Annotated in this window: 14 protein-coding genes; 4 read left to right on the plus strand and 10 right to left on the minus strand. The window is 63.1% G+C overall.

Annotated features, from left to right (window positions below; translation table 11 throughout):
• The first annotated feature begins 307 nt into the window (after positions 1-307).
• The 3 genes from AKG11_RS09665 (at position 308) to AKG11_RS09675 (ending at position 3,271) form a co-directional block, all read left to right on the plus strand.
• On the plus strand, positions 308-1,480 hold the full coding sequence (locus AKG11_RS09665; protein ID WP_050743731.1) for a dihydrodipicolinate synthase family protein: 1,173 nt from the start codon (positions 308-310) through the stop codon (positions 1,478-1,480).
• An 85-nt stretch (positions 1,481-1,565) separates the two neighbouring features.
• Entirely contained in the window at positions 1,566-2,261 is a 696-nt protein-coding gene (ung, locus tag AKG11_RS09670; RefSeq protein ID WP_050743732.1) for a uracil-DNA glycosylase, read from the plus strand.
• A gap of 32 nt (positions 2,262-2,293) precedes the next feature.
• The gene (locus tag AKG11_RS09675; RefSeq protein ID WP_050743733.1) at positions 2,294-3,271 is read left to right on the plus strand and encodes a squalene cyclase; all 978 of its coding nucleotides are present in this window, start codon (positions 2,294-2,296) and stop codon (positions 3,269-3,271) included.
• 21 nt (positions 3,272-3,292) lie between these two features.
• Here AKG11_RS09675 and AKG11_RS09680 read toward each other — a convergent pair whose 3' ends face one another.
• The 6 genes from AKG11_RS09680 to AKG11_RS09705 form a co-directional block, all read right to left on the minus strand.
• Positions 3,293-4,243: a nucleoside hydrolase gene (locus AKG11_RS09680; protein WP_050743734.1), complete on the minus strand. Its 951-nt coding sequence runs from the start codon at positions 4,241-4,243 to the stop codon at positions 3,293-3,295.
• Between the two features lie 50 nt (positions 4,244-4,293).
• Positions 4,294-5,529: an NAD(P)/FAD-dependent oxidoreductase gene (locus tag AKG11_RS09685; protein ID WP_050743735.1), complete on the minus strand. Its 1,236-nt coding sequence runs from the start codon at positions 5,527-5,529 to the stop codon at positions 4,294-4,296.
• A 122-nt stretch (positions 5,530-5,651) separates the two neighbouring features.
• Positions 5,652-6,506, minus strand: a complete 855-nt coding sequence (locus AKG11_RS09690; protein ID WP_050743736.1) for a metal ABC transporter permease — start codon at positions 6,504-6,506, stop codon at positions 5,652-5,654.
• Positions 6,503-7,375 carry a metal ABC transporter permease gene (locus tag AKG11_RS09695; RefSeq protein WP_024270914.1) on the minus strand — a complete coding sequence of 291 codons (873 nt, stop codon included), beginning with the start codon at positions 7,373-7,375 and terminating at the stop codon, positions 6,503-6,505. The genes AKG11_RS09690 and AKG11_RS09695 overlap by 4 nt, the downstream gene beginning before the upstream one ends.
• Entirely contained in the window at positions 7,372-8,241 is an 870-nt protein-coding gene (locus tag AKG11_RS09700; protein WP_023517469.1) for a manganese/iron ABC transporter ATP-binding protein, read from the minus strand. Before AKG11_RS09700 ends, AKG11_RS09695 begins: the two co-directional genes overlap by 4 nt.
• The gene (locus tag AKG11_RS09705) at positions 8,238-9,140 is read right to left on the minus strand and encodes a metal ABC transporter substrate-binding protein (RefSeq protein WP_050743737.1); all 903 of its coding nucleotides are present in this window, start codon (positions 9,138-9,140) and stop codon (positions 8,238-8,240) included. The genes AKG11_RS09700 and AKG11_RS09705 overlap by 4 nt, the downstream gene beginning before the upstream one ends.
• A gap of 212 nt (positions 9,141-9,352) precedes the next feature.
• Here AKG11_RS09705 and AKG11_RS09710 point away from each other — a divergent pair, with 212 nt between their 5' ends.
• Positions 9,353-10,045, plus strand: a complete 693-nt coding sequence (locus tag AKG11_RS09710; RefSeq protein WP_023517021.1) for a hypothetical protein — start codon at positions 9,353-9,355, stop codon at positions 10,043-10,045.
• 41 nt (positions 10,046-10,086) lie between these two features.
• Here the strand turns inward: AKG11_RS09710 and AKG11_RS09715 are convergent, their stop codons facing one another.
• The 4 genes from AKG11_RS09715 to AKG11_RS09730 form a co-directional block, all read right to left on the minus strand.
• Complete coding sequence (locus AKG11_RS09715) at positions 10,087-10,914, minus strand: class I SAM-dependent methyltransferase (protein ID WP_050743738.1); 828 nt, start codon at positions 10,912-10,914, stop codon at positions 10,087-10,089.
• Positions 10,915-11,113: 199 nt separating this feature from the next.
• Positions 11,114-12,607: a lysine--tRNA ligase gene (gene lysS / locus AKG11_RS09720; RefSeq protein WP_050743739.1), complete on the minus strand. Its 1,494-nt coding sequence runs from the start codon at positions 12,605-12,607 to the stop codon at positions 11,114-11,116.
• A gap of 13 nt (positions 12,608-12,620) precedes the next feature.
• Positions 12,621-14,090, minus strand: coding sequence for a glutamate--tRNA ligase (gltX, locus tag AKG11_RS09725; protein ID WP_023515734.1), 1,470 nt, complete (start codon positions 14,088-14,090; stop codon positions 12,621-12,623).
• A 175-nt stretch (positions 14,091-14,265) separates the two neighbouring features.
• A complete protein-coding gene (locus AKG11_RS09730) occupies positions 14,266-16,038 on the minus strand; it encodes an SLC13 family permease (RefSeq protein ID WP_023515733.1) in 1,773 nt (590 codons plus the stop codon).
• Positions 16,039-16,329: the final 291 nt, after the last annotated feature.

Genomic DNA, 16,329 nt, shown 5'->3' on the forward strand with positions numbered 1-16,329 from the left:
GTTTGTTGGCGCAACATAATTGGATCGTTCCAAATTTGTCAAGTGCGTTCGCGTAGGCTCTGCGGTGACAGTGCTTGGATGTCTTCTGGATTGTTCGCATTCTTATCAGATCGCGCCGATATTGCTATTTTTGGTCGATTTTCAGTGGTTTTTCGGTTGTTTTTGGCGTTGCCGAGAGGGAAGTTAAAGGGCCGGATCCTCAAATTCATCCGAATCTACTCGACTGCGGCGACCGGCCGTTCAAAAAATCCATCTTGAAATTTGGAACGATCTAAATTATTGCCGTGAAAAACCTCGGGAGGATTTCATGCCGATCAGCCTTACCCTGCCGCTGCCGGATGGCGGCCTTTCCCGCTACGATCTTGTCGGGACGCCGCTTCCGCGCCCCTCCGTTGTGCCGACCTTCAGCCGCATCGCCTATGCGGCGGCCCATGTGGTTTCCGATCCGCGCCGCGATGCGCGGCCCTGGGAGGCGCCGGCCATCGACTGGGAGCGTACGATGGCGTTCCGGCATCACCTCTGGTCGCTCGGCTTCAGGATCGCCGAGGCGATGGACACGGCGCAGCGCGGCATGGGGCTCGACTGGGCCGGCGCGCAGGAGCTGATCCGCCGCTCGCTCGCCGAGGCGAAGACCGTGCCAGGTGCCGATCTTGCCTGCGGTGCGGGCACGGATCACCTCAACCCCGCCGATGCCCGTTCGCTGGACGACGTGATTCGGGCCTATGAGGAGCAGGTCGGTTTCGTGGAAAAACACGGCGGCCGTGCCATTATGATGGCGAGCCGGGCACTCGCCCGCCTGGCAGCCTCGCCGGACGATTACCGCAGGGTCTACGGCCATATTCTCGGCCAGGCGAAGGACAAGGTCGTGCTGCACTGGCTGGGCGACATGTTCGACCCGCAGCTTGCCGGTTACTGGGGTTCCGGGACTTTCGAGCCGGCGCTGGAAACGGTTCTGTCGATCATCGCCGAGAACCGCGACAAGGTTGAGGGCATCAAGATTTCGCTGCTCGACAATGCCTGTGAGGTGGCGCTGCGCAACCGGCTGCCCGAGGGTGTGATCTGCTTCACGGGCGACGACTTCAATTACGCCGAACTGATCGAGGGGGACGGGCAGAGATACAGCCACGCCCTGCTTGGCATCTTCGATGCGGTGGCGCCGCAGGCTTCCAAGGCGCTTGCAGCGCTTGCGGCTGGCGATGTTGCCACCTTTCGCGCCGTCATAGCGCCGACGGTCCCGCTTTCGCGCAAGATCTTTGAGGCGCCGACACCGTACTACAAGGCCGGCGTCGTCTTCCTCGCCTGGCTGAACGGTCACCAGGACCATTTCACCATGCCTGATGGCATGCAGTCGGCCCGGGGCCTTCTGCATTATGCCGAAGTCTTCCGCCTGGCCGACCGGGCCAACGTGCTCGACAGGCCGGACCTCGCCGCTGCACGCATGAAAAACCTGATGTCCGTGCTTGGCGTCGGGCAAGATTAGCTGTGGATGACTGGCCTTGCGGCCGGTTCTCGCCGTCGTCAGGCGCTAAGCTCCGCTTTCTCGAAAAGTTTGGCGGGAGCAGGCGATGGCAGCGGGTGAAGTAAAGGTGGGGGAAAGCTGGAAGGCGCCTTTGGCGGCGGAGTTCTCCAGCCCCTACATGGCCGACCTCAGGGCCTTCCTGCTGGAGCAGAAAGAGGCAGGACGGCGCATCTTCCCCAAGGGGGCGGAGTACTTCCGGGCCCTTGACCTGACGCCGCTTGCAGATGTGCGCGTCGTCATCCTCGGGCAGGACCCCTATCACGGCGAGGGGCAGGCGCACGGACTCTGCTTTTCCGTGCAGCCGGGCGTGCGCACCCCGCCGTCACTGGTCAACATCTACAAGGAAATGCAGGAGGACCTCGGTATCCCGCCGGCCCGTCACGGATTTCTGGAGCATTGGGCCAAGCAGGGCGTCCTGCTCTTGAACAGCGTGCTGACCGTGGAGATGGGCCGCGCGGCCTCGCACCAGGGGCGTGGCTGGGAACGGTTCACCGATGCGGTCATCCGCGCTGTCAACGAGCAGGAAAAGCCTGTTGTCTTCATCCTCTGGGGCTCCTATGCCCAGAAGAAGGCGGCTTTCGTCGACCGGGATCGTCACCTCGTCCTGCGGTCCGCCCATCCTTCGCCGCTGTCTGCCCATAACGGTTTTCTCGGCTCGCGGCCGTTCTCCAAGGCGAATGCCTTTCTTGAGCAGCACGGACGCCAGCCGATCGACTGGCAGTTGCCGGCGGCGGCGCAATAGCCAGACACAAGCAGGGCTGGTAGGCTTGCCGCATGGCGTCCACCAGCTCCGTCATCGACTGGCTTCTTGCTTCGGATCCCGCGATCCGCTGGCAGGTGATGCGCGATCTTCTCGACGTGCCGGAGGCGGAATGGCGGGCCGAGCGTGCGCGGGTGGAGACCGAAGGTTGGGGTGCAAGACTTCTCTCCCACCAGGATGAGGACGGGCAATGGGCCGGCGGCGCCTTCCTGCCGGCGAACTACACCGAAGAGAAATGGCGTGAATTCGGCCAGGCCTGGACCGCCACCTGTTTCTCGCTCCAGCAACTCTACGATTTCGGCCTCGATCCATCGAGTGAACCGGCACGGCGGACGGTCGACCTCATCGGACGCAATTCACGCTGGGATCATGATGGACAGCCCTATTGGGAAGGCGAGGTGGAGGAGTGCATCAACGGGCGGACGGTGATTACGGGCGCCTATTTCGGCGTCGACGTCTCGCCGATTGTCGCGCGTCTTCTCGGCGAGCGGCAGCCGGATGGCGGCTGGAACTGCGAGCGCTGCAACGGCTCGCACCGCTCTTCCTTCCATTCTACGATCAATGTGCTGGAAGGTCTTCTGGAATACGAAACCGCCGTGGGCGCAACGCCGGGAACGCGTGCTGCGCGCTCGGCCGGTGAAGAATATCTCTTGAAACGGGGCCTCTTTCGCCGTCTGGTCAGCGGCGTGCCGGCCGATATGCGCTATCTGGCCTTCCTCCACCCGTACCGCTGGCGCTACGATCTTCTGCGCGGGCTCGACTATTTTCGCGCGGCTTCCCTGGTGGACGGCACACCCCCGGATTCCAGGCTTGGCGAGGCCATCGATCATCTTCGCTCCCGGCAGTCGGAAGACGGTACCTGGCCGCTCGACTGGCAGCTGAAAGGGCCGGTATGGTTCGAGATGGAAGAGGTGGGAAAGCCCTCGCGCTGGATCACGCTGAGGGCGTTGCGCGTGCTGCGCTGGTGGCAGGAACGAGCCGGCGGGCGGTAGTCCCCGGCCGGCTGCTCCGTCCTATCGCACGAGCGTCTCGTCGAGCAGGGCCATCACCTTTTCCGCATCGATGCCGATGCAGGCATGCTGGCTCGGCAGATCGTCCCAGTTGCCGGGCGGGAACGTGCGGGCATCCGGTTTCTGGATCGTCTGACCGTCGGCAATGCCGCCGGCGACGACGCGGATGGCGCCGGGGCGTGTGGTGAAGAGCTCCGGCGAGACGAGGTAGATACAGGCGCAGCTGTCATGCACCACCATGCCCTCGTCCTTCACGTGCTGGCCGTAGAAGTCGATGTAGAACTGCGAGATGTCGGAGAGCAACTTCAGGTGCGTGCCGTTCCTCTCGGTGAGTTCGGCAAGGCGCCTGCGGGTCATCACGGTCTTCATTGTTACGTCGAGGCCGACGACCACGACCTTCCACGGTGCCGCCATCACCGCGTCGGCGGCTTCCGGGTCGCCGTGGATGTTGGCTTCCGCCGCCGGTGTGATGTTGCCGGGAACGTCGAAGGCGCCGCCCATGATGATGACCTGCTTGACGAGGCCTGCGATACCGGGGTCTTCCTTCAGCGCATAGGCAAGGTTCGACATGCGGCCGACGGCGATGAGCGTCACTTCGCCGGGATTGGCCCGCACCGTCTCGATGATGAAGCGGTGCGCCGGGCGCGGGTCGAGTGGCAGGTCGATCGTGTCGGGCACGTCGATGTTGCCGAGCCCGTCATGACCATGGATCATCACCGGCCAGTCGATCGGGTTGCGCATCGGGTTGTAGGTCTTGCCGTCGCCGCGGGCGACGGGGGCCGCAATGCCCCATTCGCGCTTCAGGAACAGCGCGTTGCGTGTCGTGGTCTCGATGGCGGCATTGCCGAAGACAGTGGTGATGCCGATGAGGTCGATCCCGGGATGATTGTGCAGGAACAGCAGCGCCATCGCGTCGTCGACGCCGGGGTCCGTATCGAAAATAACCTTGTGCATGGTGTATCTCTTTCTTGTTGTTCTTATGGGGTTTCTTGTGATCGCGCTTCCTACTGGAAGCGGGCGATGGAGAAGGGGGCAAGTGCGCTTTCGCCTTCGCCCGCGAGCAGGCGCGCCACATGGCGGCCCGTCGTTGCGGAAAGCGTGAGGCCGAGATGACCATGGCCGAAGGCGAAGGCGATGCGTGGATCGCCCGGGTGCAGGCTGATGACGGGTACTGAATCCGGAGTGGAAGGGCGCCGCCCCATCCATTCGGTGCCGCCTTCCTCTTGAAGATCAGGGACATAGCGGCGCATCTTCCGGCGCATGGCGGCGGCGCGCTTGTAGTTTGCGGGTGCGTCCGGCGAGGCAAGCTCCACGGCACCGCCGATGCGCAGCGCATTTTCGAAAGGCGTCGCCACGAAGCCGTGCTCGGAGAAGAAGACCGGCATTTCGAGTGCCGTCGACGGGTTCATGAACGTGGTATTGTAGCCGCGTTCGGTCTCGAGCAACACTTTCAGCCCGAGATCGGCGACGAAGCGGCGCGACCAGACGCCCGCGGTAATGGCAAGGCGATCGAAGGTGAAGGTCCGGCCGCCTTCGGTCGTCACGGAGATGCCGCTCTCCGTGCGGGCGACCCGCGACACGGTGGCGTCGATCAGCGCCGCCCGTTCGCGCAGCAGCGCCTGCAGCCGTCGCAGGAAGGTTAGCGGATATTCGAAGGTCTTGTATCCATCGTTGAAGGTGGCGCCGGCGAAGGGGCCGGAAAGTGCCGGCACGCGGCGACGGGCTTCCGCCACATCCAGCGTCTCGACGTTGCAGCCGAGCAGCCTGGCATTCTCTATCTCGTGTGCAAACGCCTTGTCACGTGCTGCCACGCTGTCGAAGACCGTCAGCGCACCCGTGTCGCGCATATGGCCGGAGATGCCGGCCATCGCGCCGAGGCGGGCATGATCGGCTTCCGCCGACTTCATCAGGTGGAGCAGCGCCATGCGGCTTTCCGCAGCCTTGCCGGAGCGGGCGGAGAGAAGGAAACGGATCAGCCAGGGGGTGAGCGCCGGCAGGTCCTGCCAGCGCAGGGCCAAAGGCCCCAGCGGATCGAGCAGCCATTTTGGCACCGAGAGCAGCATGTCGAGCCGGGCGAGCGGATCGATTTCCGGCACGGCCAGGATGCCCGCATTTCCGACGGACGCCGGCAGGCCGCCGGCATCGCGCTCGAGAATGGTGACGCTGTGGCCCTGTTCCAAGAGATTGAGCGCTGTGGCGCAGCCCATGAGGCCGCCGCCGACGATACCGATATGCGCCATGCCGTCCCGTTGCGTGTTGTTTTCGTTCGTTGCGCCGCCGCCCGCGAAGCAGGAACGGCGGATTGCGGCGGACGATAGACGGAAAGCGCACGGCTGTCGACTGAGCCGCAAACCGTGGCCGTTCAGGCCTGTTTTCCGGCCTCCTGTGCCGGTTTACGGCTCTGGAGCACCTGCCACAGGAAGGCGAGTATGAAGAGGATGGTCATCAGCAGCACGATGGTCGGGGCCGGGGCGCTGTCGATGAGGAAGCTCAGCCAGATCCCGAAGAAGGTGGCACCAAGGGCGACGGCGACGGCAACCATGAGCATGCTCGGAAAGCGCCGTGTGACGAGGGTGGCGATGGCGCCCGGCGCGACCAGCATGGCGATGGCGAAGATGATGCCGACCGCCTTCAGCGCACCGACGACGACGAGGGACAGAACGGCGAGCAGACCGTAATGCAGCAGTTTCACCGGCAGGCCGATGGCCGAGGCGTGCTGTCTGTCGAAGGCATGCACCAGGAGGTCCTTGCGGAAGAGAAGGATGAAGGCCGTCGCGGCCGCTGCGATCGCCGCCGTTTCCACGAGATCGGACGTGGCGATGCCGAGCATGTCACCGAAGAGGATGTGGTCGAGATGGATATCCGGCTGGATCTTCACATAGAGAACAAGGCCGAGTGCGAACATGCCGGAAAAGACGATGCCGAGGATGGTGTCCTCCTTCACCCGGCTGTTGTCCTTGAGATAGCCGGCCGAAAGGGCGCAGAACAGGCCCGCGACGAAAGCTCCTGTCGCGAAGGGCAGGCCCACGACATAGGCGATGACGACGCCCGGCAGCACGGCATGCGAGACCGCATCGCCCATCAGCGACCAGCCCTTCAGCACGAGATAGCAGGAGAGCAGCGCCATCGGCACCGCGATCATCAGTGTCACCAGAAAGGCGTTCTGCATGAAGGCGAGCTGGAAGGGCATGATTGCGAGTTCGAGGGTCTCGTTCATGGCTGCTTGGCCCCCAAGGTTTCAAGCGCGCGGCGGCTCCTGCGGCGCGCGGCAAGAAGGCCGTGTTTCGGTGCGAAGAGGAAGGCGGCAAGGAAGATCGCCGTCTGCAGCACGACGATGATACCGCCCGTCGCACCGTCGAGAAAATAGGAGATATAGGCGCCGACGAAGCTGGTGCCGGCGCCCAGCGCGGCGGCGATCGTGATCAGCCGCTGGAAACGGTCTGTCAGCAGATAGGCGGTCGCGCCCGGCGTCACCACCATGGCGATGACCAGAAAGGCGCCGACCGTCTGCATGGCTGCGACCGTCGAGGCGCTGAGCAGCGTGAAGAACAGGATCTTCAGGCCCGTCGGATTGAGGCCGATCGAGCGGGCATGGCTTTCGTCGAAGAAGGTGACCATCAGGTCCTTCCACTTCAAGAGCAGGATGACGAGCGTAACGACGCCGATGATGGCGAGCTGGATCGTATCCTCCGGGCTGACGGCGAGGATATTGCCGAGCACGATGGTCTGGATGTTCACCGGGGTCGGTGCGAGCGAGACCATGAAGAGGCCGAGGCCGAAGAACGAGGAGAAGATCATGCCGATGATGGCGTCTTCCTTCAATCGCGTCTTGCGGTTGAGGAAGAGCATCGCGGCGGCGGCAAGCCCGCCGGAAAGAAAGGCGCCGGCTGCAAAGGGCAGGCCCAGCATGTAGGCACCGGCAACGCCGGGCACGATGGAATGGGAGAGCGCGTCGCCGATCAGCGACCAGCCCTTCAGCATGAGATAGGCGGAAAGGAAGCCGCAGATGCAGCCGACCAGTGCACTCACCCACATGGCATTCACCATGTATCCGTAGCCGAAAGGCTCGAGGAGCATGTCGATCACGGCGTCTTCTCCGTGTCGCGCTCGCCGTAGATGACGAAGGGGCGTTCGTCGTCGGTGATGACCTTGACGGAGCGTTTGTCCTCGTCGTCGTGCAGGTCATGGCCCCCGAGGATGAAGTGGCGCAGCACGCCGCCGAAGGCACGCTCGAGATTGGCTTCGGTAAAGGTCTCGGCCGTCGGGCCGGAGGCGATGACGGTGCCTTTCACGAAGACGGTGCGGTCGCAGAAATCGGGAACGCTGCCGAGATTGTGCGTGGAGACCAGCATGACGCGGCCTTCGTCGCGCAGCTTGCCGAGCAGTTCGACGATCTGCTCTTCGGTTCTCACATCGACGCCGGTGAAGGGTTCGTCGAGGAGGATCACCTGGCCTTCCTGTGCGAGCGCGCGGGCGAGGAAGACGCGTTTTCTCTGTCCGCCCGAGAGCTCGCCGATCTGGCGCTTGCGGAAGGCGGTCATGTTCACGCGGGCAAGGGCCTCGTCGACCATCTCGTGGTCGCGTTTCGTCGGGATGCGCAGCCAGTTCATGTGGCCGTAGCGGCCCATCATCACAACGTCCTCGACGAGCACGGGAAAGGTCCAGTCGACCTCTTCCGCCTGCGGCACATAGGCGACGAGGTTCTTCTTCAGCGCCTCCTTCACCGAGAGGCCGAGGATCGTCACCCTGCCGGCGGCGACCGGCACGAAGCCCATGATCGCCTTGAAGAGCGTGGACTTGCCGGCGCCGTTGACGCCGACAAGGGCGGTGATCGTACCCTTCGGCACGGAGAAGCTGGCATGCGTCAGCGCCGTGTGGCCGTTGCGGTAGGTGACGGTCACGTCCTCGGCGCGAATGCCGTCCACCTTCTTCGGCCTGCCGCCCATCATCATTGTGACAGACCCTTCACGATGGTCTCCGATGTGACGCGCAGGAGATCGAGATAGGTCGGCACGGGGCCATCCACCTCGCTCAGCGAGTCGACATAGAGCACGCCGCCATAGGCTGCGCCCGTTTCGGCGGCGACCTGTTTTGCCGGGTCGGCGGAAACGGTGCTTTCGGAGAAGACAACATGGATGTTGTGTTCGCGCACCGCGTCGATCACCGCCTTCACCTGCTTGGGCGTGCCCTGCTGGTCGGCGTTGATCGGCCAGAGGAAGAGTTCCTTCAGGCCGAAATCGCGGGTGAGATAGCTGAAGGCGCCTTCGCTGGTGACGAGCCAGCGCTTTTCTTCCGGCAATGCGTCGATCTTCGCCTTCATCTCTGCGCCGAGTGCCGTGATCTTGGCGCTATAGGCCTTGGCATTGGCATCGTAGGTCGCGGCATTGGCGGGATCGAGCGCGACCAGTGCCTTGCGGATGTTCTCGACATAGACGAGCGCATTGGCCGGCGACATCCAGGCATGCGGGTTCGGCTTGCCCTCATAGGGGCCCTGCACGATGCTCATCGGCTCGATGCCGTCGCTGACGGTAACGTTCGGCACGTCGCCGAGATTGGCGAGGAATTTCTGGAACCAGAGTTCGAGGTTCAGCCCGTTCCACAAAACCAGCTTGGCGTCCTGTGCCTTCAGGATGTCGCGCGGGGTCGGCTGGTAGTTGTGGATCTCGGCGCCGGGCTTGGTGATGGATTCGACCACGGCGGCATCGCCCGCCACATTCGCTGCGATGTCGGCGATGATGGTGAAGGTCGTGACGACCTTCGGTTTTTCCTGGGCGAAGGCGGGGGAAAAAGCAGGGGCCGCACCAAGGAGCGGCAGGCTGAGAAGAAGGGCATGAAATGAACGGCGGAGCATCGGTTCTCCTGATGTGCTTTTGCGAATGAGTTGCATTAAACTATAGGGCTGTTTTTGCTTCTGTCAACGCAATTGCAAATCATTCGCAACAGCGTCCCGAAATCGGACGCCCCGCGTTTAAAACTTCCGAAACGCACGGCCTGTAGAGTGCGGGCAGTTCGCGCGCTCTCGGCGCGTTCGTGTTCCTGCGTTTTAAGAGAAGACCATCGCCCGTGAAGTTCCTTCCGACCTCCTTCCGCTTGTCCCGGAAGCTTCTGATCATCGTCACCGGCATCGTCGTGTTGACGGGTGCCTCAGGGGCGGCCGCGATTTTTGTCGGGCGCGATGCGCTGCTCGGGCCACCGGCAGAACAGGTGTCGGGCGCCGTCTGCACGACGGTGTCCACCGTTCGCCTCGATAGGAATGGCCAGCAATGGTTGCGTAAATATGTGCGCTCGGACGCCAAGGATGGGGATGTGCGCATCAAGACGGCGTTGCGCGTCGCCGGCGCCGTGTCCAACAATGAGGAAGCCGATCTCTACCAGGTCATCCTGCTCGATGCCGCCGGTCCAGTGAACCGGGCCGACATGCGTGGTCGGGCCATCGGTGCCGAGGTGCTTTTCGCGCGCAATCCTGCCGCCATTCCCGGCATGGCGGCGCCGTTCGTCGCGCGCTACACGACCGGGCAGCCGGCGGGCAACGGTGAATTCTACGGCGAACGCAAGGAACTTTCGCTGGATGAGATCAAGGTCATCGTGACTGCGATGGAAGACCGCGCGGATTGCGTCGATCCGAGTGCTGTTGATGGCACCGAGACGGCTGCGATTGGTGGCGAGGCGAAAGAGGGGGCCGGCGACGGTGCTCCGGCGGAAAGTGCGGCCGCCGCGGAGGGCGGCACACACGAGGTCGCGGCAAGCAGCCACTGAAGATCAGCGGCCGTTCAAGGCCTGTGCCGTGGCGGTGCCTCTCAGGCGTCTTCCGCTACCGCCTCGACGACGGCCGCCGTTTCGACGTGTACCGGCTTCTGGATCAGCCAGGTATCGCCTTCCCCTGTGAAGTTCAGCTGGAGGTTGTTGATCTTGCAGAACAGGTCGACGTCGTGCTTGACCGCGGGGAACATCAGGTAGTCATCGCCGATGATGACGCCGCCCTGCGGAAGAAGGTCGTAGTACAGCGACAGTTCGAGGAAGGTCTCGCCGCATTCGTGGGCGGAGTCGAGATAGACGAAATCGATGTCGTAGTTGAGAACCTTGAGGGTTCTGGCGGCAACGATCGAGGAAACGCGGAACGGCACGACCGTTTCGGTGAGGCCGTTGTTGAACATCGCGTTCATGAAATGGTCGAAGATGACCGGATTTCCGTCCATCTTCCGCATGGTTCCCGAAAAATTCCCGAGAAGCCACATGTTGATGTCGCCGCACCAGGTGTCGATGCACATCAGGGTTCCGCCGGTTTCACGCAGCCAGGAACCGAGGATCGTTGCGCTGCTGCCGATGAAGCTGCCGACCTCCAGGCCGAAGCTGGGTCGGCGGCCAAGTGCAGCCTCGATCGCGCCCAGCGTCGCCGGGCCGATATGCGGGGTATAGGACATCGGTGAAGGCAGGAGCTCCGGCCGATAGGCATGATAAGGATTGTCGCAACCGAACAGGCGGTTGCAGATATCCTTGAACGTCGGCTTTATCTTCTGCAGGTCATGGGTTTCGATGAACCGTGCCAGTTGAGGATCCGCAAGGGTTTTTGCTGAAAACCAGGTCCGGAGCACGTCTTCGTTGATATGGGCGCTGTAGTTCGTCATGTCTATCCTCGGTGGTGGCAGCGCGCGTGCTTGATACGTTCCGAAACAGCCTGTGACGAACCCATGGGCACACGTAAGTCCGCCCATTCTCGCGGCGATGGCTTGTGTGTGGCTGGTGCTGTGCGGCGCTGCCACGCAACAAAAAAGCGCCCCGCGGGGAGCGCTTTTTAAGGGTGGAAGGCTGGTGCAGCGTCGGTGCTCAGTCGCTCTTCGCGCGGCGCGCCGGGAAGAGGATGACGTCGCGGATCGACGGTGCGTTGGTGAGCAACATGATCAGGCGATCGACGCCGATGCCGAGGCCGCCGGCCGGCGGCATGCCCTGGTCAATGGCGTCGAGGAACTCGTCGTCGAGCTGCTTGGACTTCTCACCACGCGCATGGGCCTGTTCGAGCTGCTCGACCATGCGGGCGCGCTGCTCTTCGGGGTCATTGAGCTCGGAGAAGGCGTTGCCGAGTTCCCAGGTGTTGCAGTAGGTCTCGAAACGCTCGACGAGACGCGGTTCGCCCGGTACTTCCTTGGCGAAGGGCGAGATGTCCTTCGGGAAATGCGTGACATGCGAGGGCTGGATCAGCGTCGGCTCGACCTTCTCTTCAAAGATGAAGGCAAGGCATTCGCCCCAGGTCCAGTCCTTTTCGACTTCAAAGCCGGCTGCCTTGGCGGCGGCGCGAGCCTCCTCGTCGGTCTTGATGGCGAGGAAGTCGATGCCGGTCGCTTCCTTGACGGCGTCAGGCATCGGCACGCGCTTGAACGGACCCTTGAAGGAGAGTTCCTTGTCGCCATAGGCGAATTCTGTCGAGCCGTGGATCTTGACTGCCAGCTCGGCGAAGAGGCGCTCCACGAGGTCCATGATGTCCTCGTAGTCGGCATAGGCCCAGTAGCACTCCATCATCGTGAATTCGGGATTGTGCCGGGTCGATACGCCCTCATTGCGGAAGTTGCGGTTGATCTCGAACACCTTGTCGGTCAGGCCCGAGACCAGCGTGCGCTTCAGGAACAGTTCCGGCGCGATGCGCAGGAACATGTCGAGCTTCAGCGTGTTGTGGTGCGTCTTGAAGGGCTCGGCCGTCGCGCCGCCATAGACGGAGTGTAGCATAGGCGTCTCGACTTCCATGAAGCCGTCGTTTTCCATGAAGCGGCGGATGCCCGAGACGATCTTCGAACGCTGCTGGAAGCGGAGCTTGGATTCCTCGTTGGTCATGATGTCGAGATGGCGCTTGCGATAGCGGATTTCGACATCCGCCACGCCATGCCACTTTTCCGGCATCGGCAAGAGGGTCTTCGTCAGCATGACGATCTCTTGCGCGTTGATCGTCAGTTCGCCGCGCTTGGTGCGGCGCACGACGCCCGTCACACCGATTATGTCGCCGATGTCGATCATCGGCAGCAGGGCACGCGCCTCTTCCGGCGTGGTGTCCTTGTGGCTGAAGATCTGGATCTTGCCCGAGGCGTCATGGATATCCATGAACATACCGGAGTTGCGCGAGGAATAGACGCGGCCGGCGACCGTCACGACGTCGCCGCTCTCGGTGTCGAGTTCCAGCGTCTCGTATTTCGCCGCAAGCTCGGCATTGGTCATCGTCCGGTGGAAATGCGCCGGATAGACGTCGCCGATGGTCTGGCGCAGCTGGTCGAGCTTCTGGCGGCGGACTTCCGTCGGGTCCGAGGAAAGGGCGGTTTCTGTCTTCTCGTTCATTGTTGTTGCTTCCTTACTTTCCACTGCCGGCCATCGAGGCGACCACTTGTGCGGCCACCTTCAGGCGCTGGCGCACGACGGAGCGGCCGAGGATGGCCATCGAATCGAACAGCGGCAGCGAGCGCGACGAGCCGGAGACGGCGACGAAGAGCGGGGCGACCACGACCTTCAGCTTCTTGCCGAGCCTGTCGGCGCTGGCGCGCAGTTCCGCTTCGATGCTCTCGACGGTCCATTCCGGCATCTTTTCGAGGTCGGGTTGGACCTGATTGAGCACTTCGAGGATTTCTTCCGGCGTCGATTTCACCTTGGCAAAGGCCTCCGGCGTCAGGCCGAGATCGGACTTCAGCAGGAAGCCGGCAAGGTCGGGCAGTTCGCCGAGCTTGGAGATGCGCGACTGCGAGAGCTTCAGGCCCTGGCGGACGCGGTCGTTCTCCATCGCCCAGGACAGCACGCGCTGGACGAACTCTTCCTCCGAAAGCTGCTCGCGCAGCCACCGGCCGTTCAACCAGTCGAGCTTCTGGATGTCGAAGATCGCGCCGGCCTTGGAGAGGTTTTCCGGGTCGAACTTTTCGGCGAGCTGATCCATGGTCAGCAGCTCTTCACCTTCGGCGATCTGGATGAAGAACAGGCCGAGGAAGTTCATCAGCGCTTCCGGCAGGTAGCCGAGCGCGGAATAGTAGGAGATCGAGGTAGGGTTCTTGCGTTTCGACAGCTTCGACTTGTCGTGATTGCGCATCAGCGACAGGTGCATGAAAACCGGAGGCTCGAGCCCGAGATATTGATAGATGAGGATGTGCTTCGGCACGGAGGCGAGCCATTCTTCGCCGCGCGCGACATGCGTGATCTTCATCAGGTGGTCGTCGACGACGTTCGCCATGTGATAGGTCGGCATGCCGTCGGCCTTGAGCAGGACCTGCATGTCCACGGCATCCCACGGGATTTCAACCGGGCCGTAGACGCCGTCGACGAACTTGCAGGAGCCCTCGGTCGGTATCTTCATGCGCACGACATGCGGCTCGCCGGCGTCGACGCGCTTGGTCACCTCTTCGGCCGAAAGATGCAGGCAAAGGCCGTCATACTTCGGCGGCTTGCCGGCGGCGCGCTGTGCTTCGCGCATTTCCGCCAGCCGCTCGGGCGTGCAAAAACACTTGAAGCCGTGGCCGTTCGCGACGATCTTGTCGACGAAGGGACGATAGATCTCCTTGCGGTCGGACTGGCGGTAGGGGCCGTAGGGACCGCCGATATCCGGGCCTTCGGACCATTCCAGGCCGCACCATTTCAGCGCGTCCAGCACCTTCTGCTCGAATTCGGGCGTGGAGCGCGTCGCGTCCGTATCCTCGATGCGCAGGATGAAGGTGCCGTTGTTCTTCTTGGCGAAGAGATAGTTGAACAGCGCGATATAGGCAGTGCCGACATGCGGCTCGCCGGTCGGGGAGGGTGCGATGCGTACGCGAACGCCGGAGGCGGTTGCGGAAGTGCTCATGGTTTGGCCCGTCTTGACATGGTTTTACGCCCCCGGCCGGCGGTTCCGGCGTCGAAGGCGTCACGTTAGGGAGGGAAAGCCCGGTTTTGTGCCGGATATGCGGCGGGAAAAGGCTTTCCGTTGGGCTGGTTGAGACCATATTCAGCCCGGCACGTCAAGAAAAAGTCAGCCCTGCCTATTGCACCGGCCAGACGTAGAGCAGCGCGGGCACGCTGACGAGTACGATGAGGAAGGACAGGGGCAGGCCGACCCGAGGATAGTCGGCGAACTTGTAGCCGCCCGGGCCCATCACCAATGTGTTGCACTGGTGTCCCACAGGGGTGAGGAAATCACAGCCCGCGCCGATTGCGACTGCCATCAGGAAGGCCTCGGGCCGGTAGCCAAGCGCACCTGCGAAACTTGCCGCGATCGGCGCCATCACGAGCACGGTTGCGGCATTGTTGAGGAAGGGGGTGATCGCCATGGCGGTGAGCAGGATGAGGGCGAGCGCGCCGAAGGGTGGCAGGTGTACGGCGACGTCGCCCAACCAGCCGGCGATGAGTTCGCTGGCGCCTGTCGTACGCAGGCTGTCGGAGACCGGAATGAGACAGGCGAGCATGATGAGGATCGGCCCGTCGAGCGCGGCATAGGCTTCGCGCAGCGGCACGGCGCGGAAGAGCACCATGGCAACGGCGGCGGCGAAGAAACCGGTCGCAACCGGCACGAATCCGAGCGCTGTGGAGGCCATGGCGGCGATCAGGATCAAGACGGGTATGATTGCCCGGCGGGGTGCGCCGAGCAAAATCTCGCGCTGGGCGAGGGGGAGCAGGCCGAGTTCCGGCAAAAGCGTCGGCAGGGTGCGATTGTTGCCCTGCAGCACGACCATGTCGCCGGGGCGCAACCGCACCTCGGAGAGCTTTTCCCGCAATCGCGCGCCCTGGCGGCTGACGGCAAGCAGGTTGATGCCGTAGGAATGAAACAGCGCGATGCTGCGGGCCGAAATATCGATGAGCCGGGAATCGTTGCCGACCACGGCCTCGATGGCGCTGATCTCCCCTTCCTCACCGCGCCCGGCGCGGATCGGCTTGCCCGAGAGCATGAGGCCGGCGGCGGAAACGACCTTGTCGAGCGCACTTGCCGTGCCCTCCATCAGGATCGTGTCGCCAGCGGCAAGACGGACATCCGGCAGGGGAGAGAGATGGACATGGCCACGGATGATGGCGGTGGCGATCACCTCGCCGTCACCGTGCTTCAGCACGTCGTTCAGCGACTTGCCGACCGAGGGAGAGCCTTCTTCCACCGTGGCGTCTGAGGAATAGGCGGCCGCCTCCAGCGACTCCTCGATGCTGGCATTGCTGTTGGTGCGTTCCGGTACGATCCGGTTGAAGAACAGCATGAAAAGGATGCCGCAGACGGCGAGCAGTGCGCCGACCGGCGTGAAATCGAACATCGTGAAACTCTCGCCGGTAATCTCCTGGCGCAGCCGCGAGACGACGATGTTCGGCGAGGTGCCGATCTGCGTCATCAGGCCGCCGAGCAGTGCGGCAAAGGCCATGGGCATCAGGAACTTCGAGGCGGGCATGCCGGATTTGCGGGCGAACTGGAAGGCGAGCGGCATCATGATGGCGAGCGCGCCGATATTCTTGATGAAGGCGGACAGCACCGCCACCGAGACGAGCAGCAGCGCGAGTTGCGCGCGCCCGGACGTGAGGTTCGGGAAAAAACGCTTCACCGCGAGGTTGACGATGCCGGAGCGCGCGACGGCCGCGCTCACCATCAGCGCGCTGCCGACAATGATGACGATATCGTCGCTGAAGCCGGAAAAGGCCTTGTTGAAGGGTACGATGCCGAGTGCGAGCGCCAGGAGCAGCGAGCAACAGGCGACGAGGTCATAGCGAAACCGTCCCCAGATGAACGCCGCCATCATCAGGGCGATGACGACGAAGGCGAAGGTCTGCTCAAGGGTCATGTTCTGGTCCGTGCGGCGGGACGATGCTCGGCATGAATTCCGTACGGGCCTTTCCGGTTCCAGCGCGAGGCGCAAACCGGGCATAAACTTTCGCGGAACAATCCACCCGCCGACCGGTTTGCCAAGAGAAGGCGGGCCGTGTCAACCGGACGCGACGGAGATGGAGGACATGGACGTTTTTCCGGTTTCTTCCGGTGGCCAACGGAACGGCGGTTGAACTCTCCACCTGTCCGGTCCGCCTTCAGCAGGTCGCAAAAGCGAAACCGGCGGGATGAGGATCCCGCCGGTTGC

The sequence above is a fragment of the Shinella sp. SUS2 genome, from assembly GCF_001262505.1.
GTDB lineage: Bacteria > Pseudomonadota > Alphaproteobacteria > Rhizobiales > Rhizobiaceae > Shinella.

Coding starts and splice junctions, on each gene's coding strand:
- gltX (WP_023515734.1), bottom strand. CDS start 14,090: ATGAGCACTTCCGCAACCGCCTCCGGCGTTCGCGTACGCATCGCACCC.
- AKG11_RS09665 (WP_050743731.1), top strand. CDS start 308: ATGCCGATCAGCCTTACCCTGCCGCTGCCGGATGGCGGCCTTTCCCGC.
- AKG11_RS09675 (WP_050743733.1), top strand. CDS start 2,294: ATGGCGTCCACCAGCTCCGTCATCGACTGGCTTCTTGCTTCGGATCCC.
- AKG11_RS09715 (WP_050743738.1), bottom strand. CDS start 10,914: ATGACGAACTACAGCGCCCATATCAACGAAGACGTGCTCCGGACCTGG.
- AKG11_RS09730 (WP_023515733.1), bottom strand. CDS start 16,038: ATGACCCTTGAGCAGACCTTCGCCTTCGTCGTCATCGCCCTGATGATG.
- AKG11_RS09680 (WP_050743734.1), bottom strand. CDS start 4,243: ATGCACAAGGTTATTTTCGATACGGACCCCGGCGTCGACGACGCGATG.
- AKG11_RS09690 (WP_050743736.1), bottom strand. CDS start 6,506: ATGAACGAGACCCTCGAACTCGCAATCATGCCCTTCCAGCTCGCCTTC.
- AKG11_RS09685 (WP_050743735.1), bottom strand. CDS start 5,529: ATGGCGCATATCGGTATCGTCGGCGGCGGCCTCATGGGCTGCGCCACA.
- AKG11_RS09700 (WP_023517469.1), bottom strand. CDS start 8,241: ATGATGATGGGCGGCAGGCCGAAGAAGGTGGACGGCATTCGCGCCGAG.
- ung (WP_050743732.1), top strand. CDS start 1,566: ATGGCAGCGGGTGAAGTAAAGGTGGGGGAAAGCTGGAAGGCGCCTTTG.
- lysS (WP_050743739.1), bottom strand. CDS start 12,607: ATGAACGAGAAGACAGAAACCGCCCTTTCCTCGGACCCGACGGAAGTC.
- AKG11_RS09705 (WP_050743737.1), bottom strand. CDS start 9,140: ATGCTCCGCCGTTCATTTCATGCCCTTCTTCTCAGCCTGCCGCTCCTT.